Source organism: Sphingomonas sp. SP4 (assembly GCF_058313375.1).
Window position 1 is genome coordinate 454,977 of sequence record NZ_JBZFLE010000001.1, and the last position, 20,483, is coordinate 475,459.

Annotated in this window: 19 protein-coding genes and 1 tRNA gene; 11 read left to right on the top strand and 9 right to left on the bottom strand. The window is 64.1% G+C overall.

Translation table 11 applies throughout. The annotated features are described in order from the left end of the window. Nucleotides 1-30: 30 nt before the first annotated feature. From AC4GYV_RS02255 to AC4GYV_RS02270, 4 genes are read left to right on the top strand one after another with little or no spacing between them, the layout of a single operon-like run. A complete protein-coding gene (locus tag AC4GYV_RS02255) occupies nt 31-432 on the top strand; it encodes a DUF2497 domain-containing protein (protein ID WP_491099040.1) in 402 nt (133 codons plus the stop codon). Between the two features lie 37 nt (nt 433-469). Further along, a complete protein-coding gene (locus AC4GYV_RS02260) occupies nt 470-2,512 on the top strand; it encodes a dipeptidyl-peptidase 5 (RefSeq protein WP_491099041.1) in 2,043 nt (680 codons plus the stop codon). A 44-nt stretch (nt 2,513-2,556) separates the two neighbouring features. Further along, on the top strand, nt 2,557-5,178 hold the full coding sequence (locus tag AC4GYV_RS02265) for a valine--tRNA ligase (RefSeq protein ID WP_491099042.1): 2,622 nt from the start codon (nt 2,557-2,559) through the stop codon (nt 5,176-5,178). 12 nt (nt 5,179-5,190) lie between these two features. Beyond that, nucleotides 5,191-6,651 (top strand): MATE family efflux transporter, encoded by a 1,461-nt coding sequence (locus AC4GYV_RS02270; protein ID WP_491099043.1) that lies wholly within the window; start codon nt 5,191-5,193, stop codon nt 6,649-6,651. Here the strand turns inward: AC4GYV_RS02270 and AC4GYV_RS02275 are convergent. Beyond that, entirely contained in the window at nt 6,635-7,534 is a 900-nt protein-coding gene (locus AC4GYV_RS02275) for a diacylglycerol/lipid kinase family protein (RefSeq protein ID WP_491099044.1), read from the bottom strand. The two genes, AC4GYV_RS02270 and AC4GYV_RS02275, sit on opposite strands and share 17 nt — an antisense overlap. 68 nt (nt 7,535-7,602) lie before the next feature. Between AC4GYV_RS02275 and hemB the strand changes: the two genes are divergently transcribed. Genes hemB through AC4GYV_RS02290 form a run of 3 tightly spaced genes read left to right on the top strand, consistent with a single transcriptional unit; the run spans nt 7,603 to nt 10,614 of the window. Beyond that, complete coding sequence (gene hemB / locus AC4GYV_RS02280; protein ID WP_491099045.1) at nt 7,603-8,592, top strand: porphobilinogen synthase; 990 nt, start codon at nt 7,603-7,605, stop codon at nt 8,590-8,592. Further along, nucleotides 8,589-10,028: a pyridoxal phosphate-dependent decarboxylase family protein gene (locus tag AC4GYV_RS02285; protein ID WP_491099046.1), complete on the top strand. Its 1,440-nt coding sequence runs from the start codon at nt 8,589-8,591 to the stop codon at nt 10,026-10,028. The genes hemB and AC4GYV_RS02285 overlap by 4 nt, the downstream gene beginning before the upstream one ends. After that, nucleotides 10,021-10,614, top strand: coding sequence for a GNAT family N-acetyltransferase (locus AC4GYV_RS02290; RefSeq protein ID WP_491099047.1), 594 nt, complete (start codon nt 10,021-10,023; stop codon nt 10,612-10,614). Before AC4GYV_RS02285 ends, AC4GYV_RS02290 begins: the two co-directional genes overlap by 8 nt. On the opposite strand, the gene AC4GYV_RS02295 is transcribed toward AC4GYV_RS02290, so the two are convergent. Beyond that, nucleotides 10,589-11,092: a hypothetical protein gene (locus tag AC4GYV_RS02295; protein WP_491099048.1), complete on the bottom strand. Its 504-nt coding sequence runs from the start codon at nt 11,090-11,092 to the stop codon at nt 10,589-10,591. The genes AC4GYV_RS02290 and AC4GYV_RS02295 overlap by 26 nt on opposite strands. 111 nt (nt 11,093-11,203) lie before the next feature. Between AC4GYV_RS02295 and AC4GYV_RS02300 the strand changes: the two genes are divergently transcribed. Continuing rightward, nucleotides 11,204-11,280 (top strand) — tRNA-Arg (locus tag AC4GYV_RS02300). A gap of 60 nt (nt 11,281-11,340) precedes the next feature. Continuing rightward, on the top strand, nt 11,341-11,874 hold the full coding sequence (locus AC4GYV_RS02305; protein ID WP_491099049.1) for a DUF1003 domain-containing protein: 534 nt from the start codon (nt 11,341-11,343) through the stop codon (nt 11,872-11,874). A 22-nt stretch (nt 11,875-11,896) separates the two neighbouring features. Here AC4GYV_RS02305 and AC4GYV_RS02310 read toward each other — a convergent pair whose 3' ends face one another. Then, on the bottom strand, nt 11,897-12,052 hold the full coding sequence (locus AC4GYV_RS02310) for a hypothetical protein (protein WP_491099050.1): 156 nt from the start codon (nt 12,050-12,052) through the stop codon (nt 11,897-11,899). Between the two features lie 244 nt (nt 12,053-12,296). On the opposite strand from AC4GYV_RS02310, the gene AC4GYV_RS02315 reads away from it, so the two are divergent. After that, the gene (locus tag AC4GYV_RS02315) at nt 12,297-12,554 is read left to right on the top strand and encodes a hypothetical protein (RefSeq protein WP_491099051.1); all 258 of its coding nucleotides are present in this window, start codon (nt 12,297-12,299) and stop codon (nt 12,552-12,554) included. Nucleotides 12,555-12,608: 54 nt separating this feature from the next. Beyond that, nucleotides 12,609-12,947, top strand: a complete 339-nt coding sequence (locus AC4GYV_RS02320; protein WP_491099052.1) for a hypothetical protein — start codon at nt 12,609-12,611, stop codon at nt 12,945-12,947. On the opposite strand, the gene AC4GYV_RS02325 is transcribed toward AC4GYV_RS02320, so the two are convergent. The 6 genes from AC4GYV_RS02325 to AC4GYV_RS02350 all read right to left on the bottom strand — a co-directional run bounded on the left by AC4GYV_RS02325 (nt 12,871) and on the right by AC4GYV_RS02350 (nt 20,414). Then, nucleotides 12,871-13,206, bottom strand: coding sequence for a hypothetical protein (locus AC4GYV_RS02325; RefSeq protein WP_491099053.1), 336 nt, complete (start codon nt 13,204-13,206; stop codon nt 12,871-12,873). The two genes, AC4GYV_RS02320 and AC4GYV_RS02325, sit on opposite strands and share 77 nt — an antisense overlap. An 84-nt stretch (nt 13,207-13,290) precedes the next feature. Further along, the gene (locus tag AC4GYV_RS02330; protein ID WP_491099054.1) at nt 13,291-14,547 is read right to left on the bottom strand and encodes an N-succinylarginine dihydrolase; all 1,257 of its coding nucleotides are present in this window, start codon (nt 14,545-14,547) and stop codon (nt 13,291-13,293) included. Further along, nucleotides 14,544-15,560, bottom strand: a complete 1,017-nt coding sequence (locus AC4GYV_RS02335; RefSeq protein WP_491099055.1) for an arginine N-succinyltransferase — start codon at nt 15,558-15,560, stop codon at nt 14,544-14,546. The genes AC4GYV_RS02330 and AC4GYV_RS02335 overlap by 4 nt, the downstream gene beginning before the upstream one ends. Next, complete coding sequence (locus tag AC4GYV_RS02340; protein ID WP_491099056.1) at nt 15,557-16,762, bottom strand: hydrolase; 1,206 nt, start codon at nt 16,760-16,762, stop codon at nt 15,557-15,559. Before AC4GYV_RS02340 ends, AC4GYV_RS02335 begins: the two co-directional genes overlap by 4 nt. A 43-nt stretch (nt 16,763-16,805) precedes the next feature. Next, nucleotides 16,806-18,254, bottom strand: coding sequence for a Ppx/GppA phosphatase family protein (locus tag AC4GYV_RS02345; RefSeq protein WP_491099057.1), 1,449 nt, complete (start codon nt 18,252-18,254; stop codon nt 16,806-16,808). Nucleotides 18,255-18,278: 24 nt separating this feature from the next. Next, entirely contained in the window at nt 18,279-20,414 is a 2,136-nt protein-coding gene (locus tag AC4GYV_RS02350) for an RNA degradosome polyphosphate kinase (protein ID WP_491100367.1), read from the bottom strand. Between the last annotated feature and the right edge of the window lie 69 nt (nt 20,415-20,483).

A 20,483-nucleotide genomic window follows, 5' to 3' on the forward strand; every position in this document is an offset into this window, starting at 1 on the left:
CGAATGCAGTCGCCCGGTCGCGAACCCTCGATGGAAGACATCCTCGCGTCGATCAAGAAAGTGATCGCCGAGGAGAAGGAAATTCGCACGTCCGGCCGTCCCGCCGAGACGGTCGAGGAGGAAGTGCTTCCCGAAGAGGAAGAGAGTTCCGAAGTCGACATTCTCGAGCTCGACGAGCCCCTCGCGCCGCCCGCCGATCTCGGCCCGCCGCTGCTCGACGAGACCGTCACCAGTCAGAGCCGCCAGGCACTTGAGCAACTGCAGACGGTCGCTGCCACGGTTCCTGCTGCTCCGCAGGTCAATCCGCTTGAGGAGATGGTCCGCGAAATGCTTCGGCCGATGCTGAAGCAATGGCTCGACGAGCATCTGCCGCAGATGGTCGAAGAGCATGTGAAGCGCGAAATCACCCGCATCACTGGGCGCCCGCTCTAGAACTTGCGCACCGGCGCGGCTTTGCTACGCCTGCGTCATGATCCGAACCGCGCTCTTGCTCGCTGCCGCTACCGCGGCGCTAACCGCCACATCTGTTTCAGCCCGCCCGATGACGGCGAAGGACATGCAGTCGCTGCATCGCCTCGGCGCGCCGGAGGTGTCCCCCGATGGACATTATGCGGTGTTCACGGTCTCCGAAACCAATTGGGACAAGAACAAGCGCGCGAACACACTTTACCTTTTCGACCTGAGCAAGGCCGGCGCGACCCCGCAGCCGATTGCCGGCGCGGAGCAGGGGCACGATGCCACGTTCGGCCCGGACGGAAGCCTGTGGTTCCTGATGCCGGTCGGCGACCAGGATCAGCTGTTCCGCATGAGCGTCGGTGGTGCACCGATCCGGGTAAGCGACTTCAAGGGCGACATCGGCGGCTTCAAGCTGGCGCCTTCCGGCGACCGCGTCGTCGTCTGGGCAGACCGGGACCTGCGCTGCGCAGACCTTAATTGCGACGGTCTTCCGCCGAAGCCCGCGACCGGCAGTGGCCGCGTTTTCGATCGGTTGTTCATTCGTCATTGGGACACGTGGGCTGATCCGGGCGTGCGATCGCGCCTGTTCGGCTTCGCTGTTCAGGGCGGGAAACTGGCCGGTGGAGGAGCGCCGCTGACCGGTGCGCTGGTCGGCGACACACCGTCCAAGCCGTTCGGCGGCGGCGAAGAGATTTCCTTCTCACCCGACGGCCGAACCGTTTTCTTTGCTCTTCGCGAAGCAGGGCGGATCGAATCTCTCTCGACCAACCTCGATATCTTCTCTGCACCCAGCGACGGCTCGGCTGCACCGGTGAACCTGACCGACGCCAACGACGCTACCGACACGCTGCCCGCAGCATCACCGGACGGCCGCACGCTTGTCTACGTCGCCATGGCTCGGCCAGGCTACGAAGCCGACCGCCAAGTATTGATGCTGCGCGATCTCGCGACGGGAACGGTACGGCCGCTCACTCAGGCATGGGATCGCTCGGTCGACGGCGTCGAATGGTCGAAGGACGGCCGCAGCCTGCTCGTCACCGCCGACGACACGCTGGAGCATCCTGTGTTCCGAGTCGATGTGCGCAGCGGCAAGGTCACTCGTCTTACCAAGGACGGCCATTTCGGAAACGTGCACGCCCTCGCAAACGGCGGCGCGATCGCGACCATGAACAGCATCATGGCCCCCGACGATCTCTACCGCATCGACCGCCGAGGCCGCGTTGCCAAGCTCACCGACGTGAACCGCGACATGCTCGCCGAGTTCGATCCGGTCACGCTCGACAAGTACAGCTTCGCCGGAGCGAACGGCGACAAGGTCTGGGGCATGAAGATCAAGCCGGTTCGCAACAGCACGTTGCCGATCGCCTTCGTCGTCCACGGCGGACCGCAGTCAAGCTTCGGCAACGCCTGGTCCTTCCGCTGGAATTCGCGAGTGCTCGCGTCCGGCGGCTACGGCGTCGTCACCGTCGATTTCCATGGCTCGCCCGGCTACGGCCAGGCTTTCACCGACAGCATCAATCGCGATTGGGGCGGCAAGCCGCTCGAGGACCTGAAGGCCGGTCTCGCCTACGCGACAGCCAACGACCCGCAGCTCCAGGCCGACAACGCCTGCGCGCTCGGCGCCTCGTACGGTGGCTATATGATGAACTGGATCGAAGGGAATTGGCCCGACCGGTTCAAGTGCATCGTCCAGCACGACGGTGTCTTCGACGCCCGCGCCATGGCCTATGAAACGGAAGAGCTGTGGTTCGACGAATGGGAACACGGCGGCCATCCTTATTACGAGGCCCCCGCCGAGTTCGAGAAATGGAACCCCGTCAATCACGTGACCAACTGGCGGACGCCGCAATTGGTCATCACCAGCGAGAAGGATTTCCGTATCCCCTACACGCAGGGGATTGCCGCCTTCACCGCCCTCCAGCGCCGCAACATCCCGTCACGCCTGTTGGTCTTTCCGGACGAGAACCATTGGGTGCTGAAGCCGAAGAACTCGGTGCAGTGGTACGACGAGGTCTTCGGCTGGCTGGGCAAGTGGACGGGTCAACCTGCGAAGTAGGTGCGGTTGAACCGGTGCGCCGCGCCCGCTAGGCGGCGCACTCCATGACTGACCTCCCCAAGACCTTCGAACCCGGCGCCATTGAGGAGCGCTGGTATACGCACTGGGAAACGAACGGGCTGTTCCGGCCTCACCGTCCCAATGAGACGCCATGGACGATCGTCATGCCGCCGCCCAATGTCACGGGATCGCTGCACATCGGCCATGCGCTCGACAATACGCTTCAGGACGTCCTGACCCGCCGTGAGCGGATGCGCGGCAAGGATGCGTTGTGGGTCGTGGGCACCGACCATGCGGGCATCGCCACGCAGATGGTCGTCGAGCGGAACCTCGAAGGGCAGGGGATCAAGCGCGCCGAGATCGGCCGTGAGGCGTTCCTCGAGCATGTCTGGGAGTGGAAGGCGGAGTCGGGCGGCGCGATCACTCGCCAGCTTCGTCGCCTCGGTGCCAGCTGCGACTGGGCGCACGAGCGCTTCACCATGGACGAGGGTTTCTCGAAGGCCGTCACCCACGTCTTCGTCGAGCTCTACAAGCGCGGCCTCGCCTATCGCGACAAGCGCCTCGTCAATTGGGACCCGAAGTTCCAGACGGCGATCAGCGACCTCGAAGTCGAGACACGCGACGTGCAGGGCAAGTTCTGGCACCTGAGCTACCCGCTCGCCGACAACACTGGGGCGATCCAAGTCGCGACGACGCGGCCCGAAACGATGCTCGCGGACATGGCCGTTGCCGTCCATCCCGAGGACGAGCGGTACAAGGCGCTAATCGGCAAGCAGATCAAGCATCCGATCACCGGCCGTCTGATCCCGATCATCGGAGACGAGCATGCCGATCCGGAGCTTGGGTCAGGCGCGGTGAAGATCACGCCGGGCCACGACTTCAACGACTATGAGGTCGGCAAGCGCGCGGGCTTCAGGCCCGCCGACATGCTCAACATGTTCGACGCGCAGGCCTACGTCGTACAGACGCAGGACGGCCTGATCCCGCAGTACCTGCTCGGCCTGACTCGCGAGGAAGCGCGCAAGGCCGTCGTCGCCAAGCTCGAAGATGAAGGCGCTTTGGTTCGCGTCGAGGATCGCGTCATCCCGACGCCGTTCGGCGACCGCTCCGGCGTCGTCATCGAGCCGTGGCTGACCGACCAATGGTACGTCGATGCTGCCAAGCTCGCGCTGCCTGCGCTGCAGGCGGTGAAGAAGGGCGACATCAAGATCGTGCCGGAAACCTGGGCGAAGACCTGGTTCAACTGGCTCGAGAACATCCAGCCCTGGTGCGTCTCGCGCCAGCTCTGGTGGGGCCACCGCATCCCCGCCTGGTATGCCGAGGACGGCCACGTGTTCGTTGCCGAGACGGAGGAAGAGGCTCGAAAGGAAGCCGGTGACCAGCCGCTGCGCCAGGACGACGACGTCCTCGACACCTGGTTTTCGTCAGCGCTCTGGCCGTTCGCCACGCTCGGCTGGCCGGAAGAGACCGAAGACCTCCGCCGGCACTACCCCAACGACGTGCTCATCTCCGGCTTCGACATCCTGTTCTTCTGGGATGCGCGCATGGCGATGCAGGGCATCGAGTTCATGGGCGAGGCGCCGTGGAAGACTCTCTACCTCCACGGCCTCGTCCGCGATGGGCAGGGCGCGAAGATGTCCAAGTCGAAGGGCAACACCGTCGATCCGCTCGGCCTGATCGAGAAGTACGGCGCCGACGCTTTGCGCTTCACGCTGGCGGCGATGGAAAGCCAGGGCCGAGACATCAAGCTCGATGAGAAGCGCGTCGAGGGGTACCGCAACTTCGCGACCAAGCTGTGGAACGCCGCGCGCTTCCTGCAGATGAACGGCGTCGGCGCGAGCGAGAGCATTGCCGCGGCCGCCGCAGAGCTTCCGGTCAATCGCTGGATCATCGGCGAGGTGATCGAGACCCTCGCCAAGCTGGACCGCGCGTTCGATGAGCTGCGCTACGACGAGATGGCCGACGCCATCTATCACTTCGTCTGGGGCACCTTCTGCGACTGGTACGTCGAGCTGATCAAAGGCGCGTTCGGCGAAGAGACCAAGCGCGTTGCCGCCTGGGCGTTCGACCAGATCCTCGTCATGCTCCACCCGCTCATGCCCTTCATCACCGAAGAGCTGTGGAACGCAATGGGTGAGCGGCCTTACGAGCTGATCGTCGCGAAGTGGCCCGATCCGCAGGCGCAGGTCGATCCGCATGCGAAGGCGGAGCTCGACTGGCTCGTCCGCCTCGTCAGCGAGGTTCGTTCTGCCCGCACCGAACTGAACGTGCCTCCTTCGGCCAAGCTGCAACTGTTCGCCGCCGACGCCTCCGGCACGACCGAGGGGCGTCTCGACCGCAACTATGGGATGATCTCCCGTCTTGCGCGGATTGAATCCATCCAGCTCTCGACATTCCCAGGCAAGGGCGCGGCACAGGTCGTCGTCGACGAAGCGACATTCGCTCTGCCGCTCGAAGGCGTGATCGACATTGAGTCCGAGCGCGACCGCCTGTCCAAGGCCGCAGCGTCCGCCGAGAAAGAACGCGACAGCCTCTCCGCTCGCCTCGCCAACTCGAACTTCACCGAGCGCGCCAAGCCCGAGGCCGTGGAAAAGGCACGGTCCGACCATGATGCGAAGGCCGCTGAGGCCGAACGGCTACGCGCCGCGTTGGAGAGGCTCGGCTAAGCGGAGTAACGAGTGGCGGACGCAGGGACGGCAAGACGCGGCGATCTGACGCAGGGCAGTATCGGCCCGACGTTGCTGAGGTTCGCGCTTCCGACACTCGCTTCATCCATCCTCCAGTCGCTCAACGGCACCGTCAACGCCATCTGGGTCGGCCGCTTCCTCGGCGAGGACGCGCTCGCTGCGACGTCCAATGCGAACATGGTCATGTTCCTGCTGACCGCGTTCGTGTTCGGCTTCGGAATGGCCTCGACCATCCTCATTGGTCAGGCCTGGGGCAAGCGCGAGATCGGCGAGGCGCGCCAGATCTTTGGCACCGCGGGCGGCTCGTTCGCACTCATCACGATCGTAATCGCCGTGGTCGGCTATTTCCTCGCGCCCGGAATACTGAAGCTGCTTGCGACGCCGGCCGACGCCGCACCCCTAGCGCTCGAGTATTTGCGCGTGATCTTCCTGGCCATGCCGGCGCTCCTGCTCCTGACCTTGCTGATGATGGCGCTGCGGGGGTCCGGAGACGCACTGACTCCCCTTTGGTTCATGATCGTTGCGGTACTGCTCGACAGCGGCCTCAACCCCGTTTTCATCCTTGGATTGGGCCCCGCACCGAAGCTCGGCATAAGCGGTTCTGCGGTGGCAACGCTCATCGCCAACTATACGGCGCTGATCGGCTTGCTCGCCTGCATGTACTTCCGCGATCTGCCGCTCCGCCTGCGCGGCCGCGAGCTGCTGTGCCTCATCCCGCGATGGCCGATCCTTCGTACCATCGTCGTGAAGGGCTTCCCGATGGGCATCCAGATGATCGTCATCTCGATGTCCGCGCTTGCGCTGGTCGGGCTGGTCAACCGCCACGGCGTCGACACGACCGCAGCGTTTGGCGTCGCGATGCAGCTTTGGACCTACGTTCAGATGCCCGCGATGGCACTGGGCGCTGCCGTCAGCGCGATGGTCGCGCAGAACATCGGCGCCGGGAAATGGGATCGCGTCAGCGCCATCACACGGTCGGGCATTGGGTACACGGTGCTGATCACGGCTGCGCTCGTCGTGCTCCTCACCATCGCCGACCGCCCGGTGCTCGGCCTGTTCATGGGCACCGAGAGCCCAGCGCTGCCGATCGCGCGCCACATCCATATCCTCGCGACATGGAACTTCGTTCTGTTCGGCATCACGATGGTATTGTTCGGAACCGTTCGCGCCAACGGTGCGGTGTGGGCGCCGCTGGTCATCCTCGCCATCGGCCTCGTCCCCGTCCGCTTCGGCTGGATTTTTGCGACCAGCGGCTGGCTCGGCACCGACGCGCTCTGGACCAGCTTCCCGATCAGCGCGCTCGCCAATCTCGCCCTAGCTTCGGCTTATTATCTCAACGGCAGCTGGAAGAAGGCGCGCATGGGTCTTGAAGAGCTGCCCTGCGATGACGACTGCATCGAGCAGGCCGAGGCCACGCGTGAGCCTGGCGGTGCGCTCAATCCCGCCGGCTAGGGGCTGCGACGTAAATCGCTTGCGGCACGACCGACGCTTCAAACGGTGTCTCGGGCCCTAGCTCCCCGTCGATCGACACTCGCATCCGCGGCCTGGTGTCGATCCGCATCCGTTGGCCCCTTAACTCGCGGACGGCTCGCTGACGGGCAGGGTGCTTCAGGGCACTCGCCAGATAGCTCCAACCGAGCTTGGCGACGCTACGGCCCTGGACCGCCTGCACAACGATCTCGCCGCTTTCGAGCTCGGCACTTTCGATCAGCTCGACCCCGCCATGGAAGCGCCCGTTCGCAATCCTCGCCTCGGTCGCCCAGAGCGAGTGGGTTCGCGTTCCGTCATCGATCGACAGGCGGAAAGCCTTGAAGCTCGCCGCTGACCAGCCGGCCCAGAGCAGGTAGCCCAGCCGGCCAAGGCTCTTCTTCAGTCCGTGCGGCACGGTTTCCGCGACGACGGGCGCGAGGCCGAGCGCTGCGTTGTTGAGGAAATAGTCGCCATCAATGGCTGCCAGATCGATGCGCCGTGCCTCGCCGTTCGCGATCGTGTCCACCGCTCCATCCAGGTCCAAGGGCATGCCGAGCGTCCGCGCAAAGCTGTTCGCCGTCCCCAGCGGGAGCAACGCGAAGACCGTGTCGCTGCCCAGAAAATGGTCGACCGTTTCCGACAGGGTTCCGTCGCCGCCACCAACAATCACCATCGGCGCCCGGTGGATCGCGGCCTGCACTTCGCCTGGCAGCTTTTCGGGTTCATCGACCGGGCGGGCATCGATCAATTCGACACCGGCTGAGACCAGCTTCTCTCGTGCGGGCTCGAACGACGCCGCTCCGTTCCGGCTAGCGGTGTTGACGATCAGTATTGCCTGCTTTGGCAGGACGCGCTCGTTCCCCATGTGAGCCAAAGCGGCGCTACGGCAATTTGGGTTCCCGATATCGGGCGAATGGCGCTAGAGGCGCGGCCATGTCCGCATCATTTCCTGCACTGCGCATGCGCCGCGGCCGATCGAGCGCTTGGATGCGTTCGATGCTCGCCGAGCACCGGCTTCACGCTTCCGACTTCATCTGGCCGCTGTTCGTCTGCGACGGCCGCGATTGCGAAGAGCCGATCGGTGCACTTCCCGGCGTCAGCCGCTGGAGCGTCGACCGCCTCGGGGCGAAGGCCCGCGAGGCTGCCGAGCTCGGCATCCCGTGCGTCGCACTCTTCCCCAATACGCCGGAGGAGCTTCGCACCGACGATGCTCGCGAGGCGCTAAACCGCGACAATCTGATCTGCCAAGCGATCAAGGCGATCAAGGATGCGGCGCCGGAGATTGGCCTCCTCACCGACGTGGCTCTGGATCCCTACACAAGCCACGGCCACGACGGCATGATCGACGAGCTCGGCAACGTCATCAATGACGATACCGTCAGCATCCTGGTAGATCAGGCGCTGGTGCAGGCCGAGGCTGGCGCGGACATCGTGGCGCCGTCAGATATGATGGACGGCCGCGTCGCCGCGATCCGCGCTGCGCTCGAAGACGCCGGGCACCAGAATGTCGCGATCATGGCCTACGCCGCCAAATATGCGTCTGCCTTCTACGGCCCGTTCCGCGAGGCGGTCGGCTCGCTCGGCCGCCTGAAGGGCGACAAGCGCGGCTACCAAATGGACCCCGCGAATATCGAGGAAGCGCTGCGCGAGGTCGAGCTGGACCTGTCCGAAGGCGCTGACTTCGTGATGGTGAAACCAGGCCTGCCGTACCTCGACGTGATCGCCCGCGTGAAGGATGCGTTCGGCGTCCCGACCTTCGCCTATCAGGTGAGTGGGGAGTATGCGATGATCGAGGCGGCAGCGGCCGCGGGGGCAGGCGACCGCAACGCGCTGATCCTCGAGACCCTGGTGGCGTTCAAGCGCGCCGGAGCGTCCGGCGTCCTGACCTATCACGCGGTGGATGCCGCGCGCCTGATCGCGTGATCGAACAGCTTCGCGCGGAGATCGGGCGCCTTCGCGATGAGGCTGCGCCCCTGGAACCGGACGGCGAACGCCGCCGTGAACTGGGCACTCAAGCTCTCGATCACGCGCTCGCTTATTGGGACCAGGTCGAGGCGGCGCCGAGCAATCGCCCCTGGTCGGAAGTGTTCAGTCAGCGCCTCGATCCCGAGTTCGCCGAGGAAGCTCGCGATCCACAGCAGGTGCTGGATTACGTAGGCGCGTGCATCGACGCACCGGGCTTCGCGACCACCAGCCCTCGCTTCATGGCCTATATCCCGGGCGGGGGCGTCCCATTCTCCGCTTTCGGTGACCTGCTAGCGGCGACATCGAACAAATATTCCGGGTTTGCCTCGGCCAGCCCCGGCGCAGTCCGAATCGAAAATGCCTGCGTCGCGTGGCTCGCGAGCGTCATCGGCTTCCCGCACGATTCTGCCGGCACGCTGACCTCGGGCGGAAGCATTGCAAACCTCACCTGCATCGTCGCCGCTCGTGAGGCGCGAGACCCCGACGGCGGCGGCGCGGTCTACGTCACGCGTTTCGCTCATTATTGCGTCGACAAGGCGCTCCACATTGCCGGCCGCGGCCGTTCGCCCAAGCGGGTCATCGCTACCGACGACAGCTACCGCATGTCGGTCGAAGCGCTTGAACAGGCGCTAGAGGCAGATCGCCTTAACGGCGTGAAGCCTTGGATCGTTATCGCTTCTGCTGGCACGGTCGACACCGGCGCGATCGACCCGCTGTCCGAGATCGCCGCGCTGTGCCGCAAGTACGGAGCTTGGCTCCACGTCGATGGTGCATATGGCGGCCTTTTCGCTCTTTGCGATGAAGGCAAGTCGCTCCTTCGCGGTATCGAGCTTGCCGACAGCGTCGCGCTCGATCCCCACAAGACTCTGTTCCTGCCCTATGGCACCGGCGCCGCGCTCGTTCGCGACGGCCGGCTGCTGCAGGAAGCTTTCAGCGCCAGCGGCGAATACATCCGTCCCCTCGGCGAGTCCGAAGTCGGGCCGTCGCCCGCCGACCTCTCGCCCGAGCTTACGCGCCACTTCCGCGCACTGCGCCTCTGGTTGCCGCTGCAGATGGCCGGAGTCGCCGCGTTTCGCGCCGCTCAGTCCGAGAAGCTCGCGCTCGCCCGCTACTTCCATGCGCGCCTGTCCGAGATCGACGGCTTCGATCCTGGCCCAGCCCCGGATCTCTCCGTCGTCGCCTTCCGCTATTTGTCGAGGAAAGGTGACGTCGACGACTTCAACGAACGACTGATGGTCCACATCCAGCAAGAAGGCCGAGTGATGATGAGCGGCACCAAAATCGACGGCGGCTATCGTCTCCGTTGTGCGATCCTCTGCTTCCGGACGCACATCGAACATGTCGACGATGCAATAGATGCAGTCGTCCGCGGCGTGGAGGCGCTCGGTGGCTAAGGTCGTTGCCGAGACCGACCGCTTGCGCCTGCGTGAGTGGGACGATGAGGATGAGGTCCGCTTCTACGAGGTCATGAACCGGCCCGAGGTCATGGAACATCTCGGCGGCATGCAACTGCCCGAGCAGTGGCGTGCCGCATATAATCGGGTCCGCGGCTGCCAGGCCGAATATGGCCACGCCTTCTGGATCGTCGAGGACCGCGCCAACGGCGACATCCTCGGCTTCTGCGGCATCAAGCGCGTCAACAGCCCCGGCACGGACCTGACAGGCCAGCACGAAATCGGCTGGCGCCTGCGCCCGGAAGCCTGGGGCAAGGGCATCGCCAAGGAAGCGGCGATCGCCAGCCTGGATTTGGCGTTCGGCCGCTTCGAAGCGCCGCACGTCATTGCCCTGACGGTCATGCAGAACGAAGCGAGTTGGGGCCTGATGCATCGGCTGGGCATGAAGCGCCGCCAGGACCTCGACTTCGAAGACTCGCGCTACGGGCCGGAGCTCCATCCGAACATGGTCTACCGCATTGATGCCGATGAATGGCCGGCGGCACGCGCAGCCGCGCTCGCTAGAGCCCCAGGCGCTGCTGGATAAGCTTGATCGCGTCGGCCTGACGCTGATCGATCGCTCCAACTTCTTCGCCAGCGCGCCTGATCGCCGCGAGATCGTTCGGCGCCAGTCCGGCCTGCGCCTGCAACTTGGTTCCGCCAAGCGCATCGATGTCGGCAAGCGCGCTGCTCGTAGGCCCCCGCGCGGCAATCGCTGCAGTGAGCGCCACCTGCGCTGCAACCCAGCTTTCGCTTTGCGAACTCCCCGCAGCATTTGCGAGGCGCTGAGCCTGATCGAGCGCCGGCTGGAACGAAGCATCGCCGCTGTGCGCCTGAGCGACCAGTTCGGACAGTCGGCTCGCAAGTGCCGGCGTGACCGGCCGATCGTTCAGTGGCCGATTGATCGGAACGCGAGGATCGACGGCCTCCCCCGCGCGCGGCTGAAGGGAAGGATAGGGGCCCCCCGGTGTCGAGCAGGCGCTCAATACTAGGATTGTCAGACAGGACCCGATGATCGCACGCATGCGCCCAGCCTTAAAAGCGAGGGGAGGAACCCGCAATCGCGAAGGGTTGCGTCTGCCGGTTCGTCCCACTATGTCGCGGCCTCCGCGTCGGAGCACCGCTTCGATTGCAGCGCGCCCGTAGCTCAGCTGGATAGAGCACCAGACTACGAATCTGGGGGTCAGAGGTTCGAATCCTTTCGGGCGCGCCATTTTCTCCATCGCAAACGGCTGTAGGAACGGCGCTTCGAAGCGGCTCGTTTGCTGAGCGTATGCGTGACAACCCGACAATTGCGCCGCCTCCAGATTCCCTGAACTCGTCGCTCCGGCGCAATATCGAAGTGCTTCGCCGCCGCCGCGAAGAAGAGGTAGCGTCGGCCGGTCTGCAGGAGCGGCTGGCAGCCGCGATCACGCGATTCAGCGGGAGTATGCGCTTCGTCTACGCCCATGCCTTGATCTACGGCTGCTGGATTTTCGCCAATCTCGGCGTCGTGCCGGGCATCAAGCCATGGGATCCGACGTTCGTGGTTCTGGCCATGATAGCGTCGGTCGAGGCGATCTTCCTCTCAACTTTCATCCTGATCACGCAGAACCGGATGGCTGCGGCGGCCGATCAGCGCGCGGAGCTAGACGTGCAGATCAGCCTGCTTGCGGAAGCGGAGATCACTAAACTGGTGGAGCTGGTCTCGGAAATCGCCGAACGAATGAACATCCCGGCTGCCGAACATCACGAACTTGAAGAGATGAAGCGGCGGGTCGCGCCCGAAGCAGTGTTGGATGCGATCGAGGAGGGCGCTGCCAAATAGGCGCGCTCGATCCCCGAAACGATCAGGCTACGACTGCGGTCGTAATAGTGCCAGCGCGTGCAGCGAAATCTTCGGCAAGCTTGGCGTGCCACGCGCGGGCCTGTTCCGTCACAGCCCGTTGTGCTGCCATCCGCTCCTCAACCGCACGGCGACGATAATAACGCTCGTTCGACTCCACCGGTCCCCCCTCCACGCCTGGACAACCCACAAGGGACCATCACGCGGAATTGTTTAAGACATGGTGAATATCCACAGCCCTGTGGATTATTTCCCCGACCGATTCGGATGCATAACAAACATTGTATCATGCCGGAACAGCAGAGTTGCCCTAGAGTGACACAGCCAGGTTAATCACGGATCATCCTCGAAACCTAACGACTCAACGCTCGTTGCAGTCTGAAATGGTTTCGAAGGAAGGCACTATGCTGAGTTCGATTGAGAACCGCCGCGCTCCGTTCAATCCCAATGCGCGGGGGTATCACGCGGTCTATCACGACGGCGAGGTCAATCACTGTCCCGGTTGTGGCCGGACCCATTGGTTGATCGGCCGCCTGTCGGCCGAGTGTGCCTTCTGCTCGACGGCTTTGCCGCTGAAGGAAGCCGCAAACCTGGGTCCTGCACCGACGCCGGTGTTCTGGAGTGGTCGTCGGCCTGATTACGCTGAGCTCAACGCAGCATAAGCCTCAGCGATTTTACTTTCTGCTCAATACGTTCGGGCGTATATGCCCGAACGTATGAAGAAGGTCCCACTTTCGCTTTTGGTGATCTGTGCCTCGCCCGCGTTTGCGGGCCCGGGGGCGTCTGACTTCAACCTGGTGAACGGCACGTCTGGCGCTGTCGGCAATATCTCCATCAGCCGTGCCGGCGCTAACGACTGGAAGCCGCTGAACACGGCGCGTTCGCCGGGAGCCAGCGGTCAGGTTGCCTTTAAGAACCAGGACTGCGCATTCGACATTCGTGGTGACGCGGACGGCAAGCCGGTCACCTGGGCAGGCGTCAATCTATGCGGTGCGAAGAGCGTGACTCTGAAGAAGGATGATAGCGCGGGAGCGTGGGTCGATTACGACCAGTAGGTGACCGCCGCCGCACGGGCGCAGCATAAGGCCCGACGCTGATCGCCGGTTCTTGCGGACGCACCGAGTCGAGCAGCTTTCCACCGGCAACGAACACCACGCCCGTGCAGGCGAGCGCCAGCATCCAGCCGCCGAAACCGGGATAAGCCGCCAGATAATGTTGGCCGCGCTCCACTGCGCCGAGCGCGATGGCGTAGATGACGAGCCAGGCTTCCCAGCGCGTCTTGATCGTGAACAGGCGACCGACTTTTCGAAGCATCTCAGATCCCAAAACGTTAAGAACGCAACGTCTCAACGGCGGATTTGAGCCATATGCCCCTTAATGGGAATGGTAAATAGAATGTTAACGAGCGGACAATCGTCCCAAATCGAGAGTCTGTAGCAAAGCGGTCCGCGCTCGCTCGATTTCGGCGATGAGCGCGGGCTGTTGGAGCTCGGCCGAATGGATCTGTTCGGGCCAGTGACGACGGATCACGTCGGCGACCAGATCGAGCTTCCCGTCGTCGACCATGAAGCGCGGATCGACGCTTGCGGGGTCTGCGACGACGCGCAGGCGAAGGCAGGCCGGACCGCCGCCGTTCGCCATCGATTGACGCACGTCGACAACTTCAACGCGGCGGATCGGCCCGTTGCCGGAGACGTGCCGTTCTATCCAGCGCCACACGGAAGGCGTCTCGCGGGCTTCTGTCGGTACGATCAGCGTCGGCTGTCCGTCAGGCGGCGTCACGAGCTGAGCGTTGAAGAGATATGACTTCACTGCATCCGCGAGCCGCACCTCAGCGTCCGGAACCTCGACATATTCGAAGCCGGGCACCAGCTGCTCGCATCGCTCAATCAGCGCCGTTTTGTCGCCGAACGCCTTCTCATGGGCGAAGAGTACGCGCTCGTTGGCGACTGCAACTACGTCGTTGTGGAAGGCGCCCGCAGCAATCGCCTCTTCAGACTGTGCCGCGAAGATCACGCGATCGGGGTTGAGGCCGTGTAGCCGCGCAATCGCCTTGGATGCTTCGACATGCTGGCGCGCCGGAAAGGCGCCGCCCGAGACGCCATAGACGAAAACTTCGACGCCTGGTTCGCCCTGCGAGCCGGCCAGCCGCATGTGGTTCGCTGCACCCTCGTCGCCAAAGGCCGGCGGAACCGGACCGTGAACCGCGAAAGCATGGCTCGCGAACGCGATCTCCAGCTGTGCCAGGGTCGAGGGCCACTCGTGGCTGCGATGGGGCATGGTGCGCAGGTTCGCGACTGTCAGGTGACAGCGTCCGTCGGCGGTATCGGGGGCAGGGGAGACCGTCGCCGCATTCGCCGCCCACATCGAAGAAGCTGAGGTCGCCGCGGCGAATAGCGCCGGCTCGGCATGGTCGACGTCCGTGCCCAGTTCCGCCAGCCATTCGCGGTCCGGCCGCGGCGCTGGAAGGAAGATGCCCTGGCTGAGGCCAAGCGCGAGGTTCGCGCGCATCTTGTCGATACCCTGCAGCGCCGCAGCTCGCGGCTGCGACACCGCTCCCGCGTGGCTCATCGACGCGACATTGCCGAAGCTCAGGCCTGCATAATTGTGGCTGGGCCCGACGATGCCGTCGAAGTTGATCTCACGAAGACTCATCGCCCGACCAGCTGAATCGAATCGCCTACCTCGACCTCGAGTAGTTCGGCCGCTTCGCGATCAATTTGAACGCCTTGGCGCGCAAGCTTCTTCACCGATGCGAAGCAAGCCCGGAAGTCCTTCAAGGTTCCAGCCGACACCATCATCTTGTTCGGTCCGCCATCTTCGATCGCGCAGACCTTTTCGGTGCGCGCTTCGCGGATAGTCCGAATGTCGTCAGTCCGAGCGGTTACGGTCGGTCCGCCATCGAAGATGTCGACGTAGCGATCGAACACGAAGCCTTCCTGTTCGAGCATGCGAAGCGCGGCGCGTCCGGTCGGATGCGGCTGGCCCATGACGGCGCGCCCCGTCTCGGCCAGCAGCGAGACGTAGATCGGAGTCTTAGGCATCAGGTCCGCGATGAATTTGGTGCCGTGCACCGCATTGAACTCGTCCGCCTCAGGAAAGGTCATCCCGAAGAAGCGGCCGGCGAGGGCATCCCAGAAAGGCGCGTTGCCTGCCTCGTCCATCACGCCACGAAGCTCGGCCAACGTGCGGTCGCCAAAGCGCGCGCGATGTTCCCGAATGAAGAGGTAACGGCTGCGCGCCAGCAGCGCGCCCCAGCCGCCCGCGCGCATCTCCGGATGTAGGAACAGGCCGCCCACTTCCGACGATCCTTCAAGGTCGGTTGTCAGGCTGAGCATCTGGTTGCGGAAGGTCTTGCCCAGCTCGGGGCTCGTCTGCGTCAGCGTGCTTAAATGATAGCTATAGAAGGGCTGAACTACACCGACCTGCCCGAACACCTGACAGGTCCCGCGGATCTTGTGGGCCTTCGGATCTTCGAGCACGAACACATAAAGGTCGGCGTCCTGATCGTCCTCTGTGCGCGAGAAAGATTTGTCGGAGCGCGCGAGCTTCGCGACCAAGGTCCCGCGGTCCGCCGGAAGGTTGGTGAACCCGCCACCAGTCAGCTTGGCCATCTGATAGATCGCGCGGAAATCTTCGCCGGTGGCTGGCCTTACGCGGAACCTCATGCGGCCTCCGAAGCCAGACGCAGGATGGTGAGCGCCGACAATGCCGCGCGCTCCTTCAAGCTGTCGACGATCAGAAATTCCTCCATGCTGTGGATCTTGCCACCGCGCACACCCATCGTGTCGACCACGGGCACGCCGCAGGCGGCGATATTGTTGCCGTCACAGACGCCGCCGGTGGACTGCCATCCGATCGGCTGGCCGAGGTCCGCGCCGGCCTGTTTGACGAGATTGAACAGGGCTTCCGCGTCCGGCGTAAGCGGCTTGGGCGGGCGGCCGAAGCCGCCGTGAACTTCCACCTTCACGTCATGATCGGAAGCGATTGCAGCGACATTGTTCTCGATAACAAGCCGCGCCCGCGCTTCCTCTTCCGGAGTCCTCGGCCGCAGATTGACGCGCAAGATTGCGAGGTCAGGAACGACGTTGGTCGGGCCACCGCCGTCGATCCGCGAGGGATTGATGCTGAGCTCCGGCCCCTTCGCCTTGGCCAACCGCAACGCGAGGTCCGCTGCCGCGATGACTGCATTCCGCCCGTCCTCGGGATTGCGCCCCGCGTGGGCTGAGCGCCCATGGATAACGATGGAGAAATTGCCGCTTCCGGGGCGCGCTCCCGCCAGCGTGCCGTCGGGCAGCGCGGCAGGCTCGTATGTCAGGGCCGCGCGCTTGCCGGTGGCCGCCCGCGAGAGCAACGGCGCCGATGCAGGCGAGCCGACTTCCTCGTCGCTGTTGATGACGACCTCGTAGCCGATGCGGTCTGATCCGCTGCTTTCGACCGCCTTCAGCGCGGCGAGCAGCACCGCGATTCCGCCCTTCATGTCGGCGACGCCCGGTCCGTTGAGAACGCCGTCTTCGAGCCAGCGCGTCTCCTGAAAGGCGTGATCCTCACCGAAGACCGTGTCCATGTGGCCGGTGAAGAGCAGCTGCACCGGCGCTGTTGGCCGGACGCTCAGATGCAGGTGCCGACCATGCTTGATGTCGAGCGTTCGCCCCGCGTTATCAACGCTCTCGACAGGCGCTGGATTCTCCAGCCGGAGCACGCCCGGAAGCGCCGAAAAAGCGTCGGCCAGCAAATCGGCCATCCGCTCAAGCCCGCCAAGGTTGCGCGATCCGCTGTTGACCGCCGACCATGCGAGGACTTGGTCGAGCATGGGCTCGGCCGCAGCGCGTTCGACGATGTTGCGTTCAGTGGAAGACAGTTCCCCCATGCGACCGGCTCCTAGCCGCACGGCCGTTGGAACGCCACACCAGCTATTCGCTGACGACCACCGCCTCTTTCCCAAGAGTTTCGGCAAGGCGCGCCAGCCTGCGCTCGACGGAGTCGCCGATCAGCGCCTCGTCGCCGCGCCTGACATGCAGTTGTATGGCGCCATTTTGGGAGCTTAGGCGAGTTCGCTTCAGCACCGATCCAACGCCGCCCGATAGCCGTTGGCCAAGACGCATCGCCAAGCCCCAGCAATGTGCCCGCTTGAGCTGCGCTTCTTTCGGGAGCTCGACCAGCCGCGGATCCGGCAACTGATCGCGGCCGAAGTTGGCGGTGAGCGCCTGCGCCATGATCACGCGGCCGGCCGGGTTCACGGCGACCCAGTTTCCATGGAGCGCCATCTCGATGCCGCGGTCCGCGCGGAAGCCAGGGTTGGCTTGCCATGCCACGTCCGCCAGCAGGCAGGATGCGTGGCGAAGGCGCTCCATCCCCGGTTCGTCGTCGAAGACCGGCGCGATCCAGTCGTCGAGCAAGTCGCCGTGCTGGCCGAAGCGATGTTCCCCTCCGCCCGCGTCGCGCGCCTCCTCAATCAACGGGTCTTGTCGCCGAACGGCCGGCTTCAACCGGTCGAACAACAGGCCTTCGCGGATCCCATAAGTGGACACGACCAGCTGCGACGGCTCCAGCTCCTCGACCAAAAGCTCGAGCAGCATCGCGGCGACCGGCGATGTCGCCAGCCGCTGCGGCGCGGCGGCCGTCGCGAAACGTGGATCGATCGATTTCACGATCTTGCGAAGTTCGCGCGCCCGGGCTGGCTTCATGCGGTACTGGTGGGTGATCGGCAGCGGGAAATCGGTCGCGAACATGTCGATCCGGGCCAGGGCGCGCCACGATCCGCCGACCATGTAAAAGCGACGGCCCCGTGCCCGCTCCCGAAGGTCGGTGGTCTTGAGCGTAGAACGGAGAGTCTTCCGGGCAGCCCTTTCCCCATCCGGCGTGGCATCGAGCCGCAGCACGCCCAACGGCATCGAAATTCCACCGGTGGTTCGCCCGTCCGCCACGTCGACGAGCTCGAGACTTCCGCCGCCAAGATCACCAACAATGCCGTTCGCTTCGGGAATGCCCGACAGCACGCCTTCGCCCGCGAAATGCGCTTCCTCTTCCGCGCTCAGGACCTCGCAGTCGAAACCGATGCGATCGACTTCACGGACGAACTCTTCGCCGTCCTCGGCGTCGCGAATGGCAGCAGTCGCGACGACCCGCGTCTGCTTCACCTTCATATGATTGATCAGCAGCCGGAACCGGCGGAGGGCCGCCAGCGTCTTGTCGCGCGGTTCAGCGGGCAATGGCCCGGACGGGTCTTCGCCCGAACCGAGGCCTGCGAGGACCTTCTCGTTGAAAATGGGAGTGGGGACCCGCGCCGGGCCGGCATAGACGACCAGGCGGACCGAGTTCGACCCGATGTCGATGATGGCAGCGGGGTCGGCTGTCGCCACAGACCTTCCTGTCCAGATCCCTGTTTACCGGCCGCGGTTGAAACGCAGCTTGGGTACTTTCCGGCCCTTCTTTAGGGCCTGCCCGCGTCCGGACAAGCTTGGGTTGGACATGAAATAGCTGTGCAGGTTGAACTCCTGCCCAGCCTTGGGCTGCAGCCGCGTGTAGGTGCCGTCAGCATTGAGGCGCCAGCTCTGCTCATTGTCGATCAGGTTCGCGACCATCACCTGGTCAAGCAGCTGCGCGTGCACCGTCTTGTTCTCGATCGGAAGCATATATTCGATGCGCCGGTCGAAGTTGCGCGGCATCCAGTCGGCCGAGCTGATGTAGACTTTGGTCTCCGGGTTCGGCAGCTCGTGCCCGTTGGCGAATGCCCACATGCGCGCATGCTCCAGGAAGCGCCCGACGATCGACTTCACGTATATGTTTTCGGATAATCCCGGGACACCCGGCCGCAAGCAGCAGATGCCGCGAATGACGAGATCGATCGACACGCCAGCGGCGCTCGCTTCGTAGAGCTTCTCGATCATGATCGGGTCAACCAGCGAGTTCATCTTCGCCCAGACACCCGACGGCTTGCCGGCCTTGGCTGCGGCGATCTCGGCGTCGACCAGCTTGATCAGCTCGGTCCGCATGTTCTGCGGCGAGATCACGAGCTGCCTGAGGTTCCGCGGCTCGAGATATCCCGTGATGTAGTTGAACAGCTTCGCTGCATCGCGGCCGGTGACCGGGTTCGCGGTGAAATAGCTGAGGTCGGTGTAAATCTTCGCGGTTACCGGATGATAATTGCCGGTCCCGAAGTGGCAGTAGGTACGGAAGCCCTTCTCCTCGCGCCGGATGACCATCGAGACCTTCGCGTGGGTCTTCCACTCGATGAAACCATAGACGACCTGCACGCCGGCGCGCTCAAGGGCATTGGCCCAGGCGAGGTTCTGCTCCTCGTCGAACCGAGCCTTCAGCTCGATGACGGCTGTGACGGATTTGCCCGCTTCGGCGGCATCGATCAGGGCCTTGATAATAGCCGACTGTTTGCCGGCCCGATAAAGGGTTTGCTTGATTGCAATGACATCCGGATCCGCCGCTGCCTGCTGGATGAACGCGACCACCACCTCGAAGCTTTCGTAAGGGTGGTGGACCAGGAGGTCCTTTTCCTTGATCGCCGCGAAGCAGTCTCCGCCATGCTCTCGGATGCGTTCCGGAAAGCGCGGATTGAAGGGCGGAAACTTCAGGTCCGGCCGATCCTCGTCGACCAGCTGCGCAAGGTCGTCCATGCCGAGGAAGCCGCGGGTCTCGTCGACGATCGCGCTCTTGGCATCCAATCCTTCCTGCACCGCCGCGACGAGGCTGTCGGGCATGTCGGGCTCGAGCTCGAGGCGAACCACGCGCCCGCGCCGCCGCCGCTTGATGGCGGTGCGGAAGAAGCGAACCAGGTCTTCGGCCTCTTCCTCAACCTCGATGTCGCTGTCGCGAATGATCCGGAACGCGCCGCCGCGCAGCACCTGATACTTCGGGAACAGATAATCCGTCTTGCGCCGGATCAGCGTTTCCAGCGCAATATAGCGGCCAGCCTCGCCTGGAATTCGGATGAAGCGAGGCAGGGTGCGCGGCGCCATGATCAGCTCGCGCACGCTGTTCCGACCCTTCTTCAACTCGAAGATAAGGCTCAGTCCCTTGTTCGGGATGAAAGGGAAGGGGTGCGCGGGATCGATCGCCTGCGGGGTCAGGACCGGGAAGATTTGCTCACGAAAGTGCTGGTCGAGCCAGGTCTCCGCTTCCGGCTCGAGCGGTTCAAAGCCGATCACGTGCATGCCGGCTTTATCGAAGTCGGCCTGTAACTGGCCCCAGACCTCGTGCTGACTGTTGATTAGCCGATCCGCCTCGACGGTGATTGCCGAAAGCTGCTGAGCGACGGTCATGCCCTCGGGCGAAAGTTCTTCGACGCCGAGAGCCTGATGCGCTTTCAGGCCCGCCACGCGGACCATGAAGAATTCGTCGAGATTGTTTGCGGAGATAGAGAGGAATCGTACCCGCTCAAGCAGCGGATGCTTGGGATTGGAGGCTTCCTCCAGCACCCGCCGGTTGAAGGCGAGCCAGCTTAGCTCCCGGTTGAAGTAGCGGGACTCGGCCGCGTCCTTTTGCGTCGGACCCGTGGTCGCAGCCATTTGGGCCGCAACAGCGACGGCAGGCTCGATCGGAGCGGCAGCTTGAGGTTGGCTGTCGGTCATTGCTCA

What these genes read in the sequence shown, in the direction of transcription:
- AC4GYV_RS02255 (WP_491099040.1), top strand. Translation starts at nt 31, where the DNA reads ATGGAAGACATCCTCGCGTCGATCAAGAAAGTGATCGCCGAGGAGAAG.
- AC4GYV_RS02260 (WP_491099041.1), top strand. Translation starts at nt 470, where the DNA reads ATGATCCGAACCGCGCTCTTGCTCGCTGCCGCTACCGCGGCGCTAACC.
- AC4GYV_RS02265 (WP_491099042.1), top strand. Translation starts at nt 2,557, where the DNA reads ATGACTGACCTCCCCAAGACCTTCGAACCCGGCGCCATTGAGGAGCGC.
- AC4GYV_RS02275 (WP_491099044.1), bottom strand. Translation starts at nt 7,534, where the DNA reads ATGGGGAACGAGCGCGTCCTGCCAAAGCAGGCAATACTGATCGTCAAC.
- hemB (WP_491099045.1), top strand. Translation starts at nt 7,603, where the DNA reads ATGTCCGCATCATTTCCTGCACTGCGCATGCGCCGCGGCCGATCGAGC.
- AC4GYV_RS02295 (WP_491099048.1), bottom strand. Translation starts at nt 11,092, where the DNA reads ATGCGTGCGATCATCGGGTCCTGTCTGACAATCCTAGTATTGAGCGCC.
- AC4GYV_RS02305 (WP_491099049.1), top strand. Translation starts at nt 11,341, where the DNA reads ATGCGTGACAACCCGACAATTGCGCCGCCTCCAGATTCCCTGAACTCG.
- AC4GYV_RS02315 (WP_491099051.1), top strand. Translation starts at nt 12,297, where the DNA reads ATGCTGAGTTCGATTGAGAACCGCCGCGCTCCGTTCAATCCCAATGCG.
- AC4GYV_RS02320 (WP_491099052.1), top strand. Translation starts at nt 12,609, where the DNA reads ATGAAGAAGGTCCCACTTTCGCTTTTGGTGATCTGTGCCTCGCCCGCG.
- AC4GYV_RS02325 (WP_491099053.1), bottom strand. Translation starts at nt 13,206, where the DNA reads ATGCTTCGAAAAGTCGGTCGCCTGTTCACGATCAAGACGCGCTGGGAA.
- AC4GYV_RS02330 (WP_491099054.1), bottom strand. Translation starts at nt 14,547, where the DNA reads ATGAGTCTTCGTGAGATCAACTTCGACGGCATCGTCGGGCCCAGCCAC.
- AC4GYV_RS02335 (WP_491099055.1), bottom strand. Translation starts at nt 15,560, where the DNA reads ATGAGGTTCCGCGTAAGGCCAGCCACCGGCGAAGATTTCCGCGCGATC.
- AC4GYV_RS02340 (WP_491099056.1), bottom strand. Translation starts at nt 16,762, where the DNA reads ATGGGGGAACTGTCTTCCACTGAACGCAACATCGTCGAACGCGCTGCG.
- AC4GYV_RS02350 (WP_491100367.1), bottom strand. Translation starts at nt 20,414, where the DNA reads ATGGCTGCGACCACGGGTCCGACGCAAAAGGACGCGGCCGAGTCCCGC.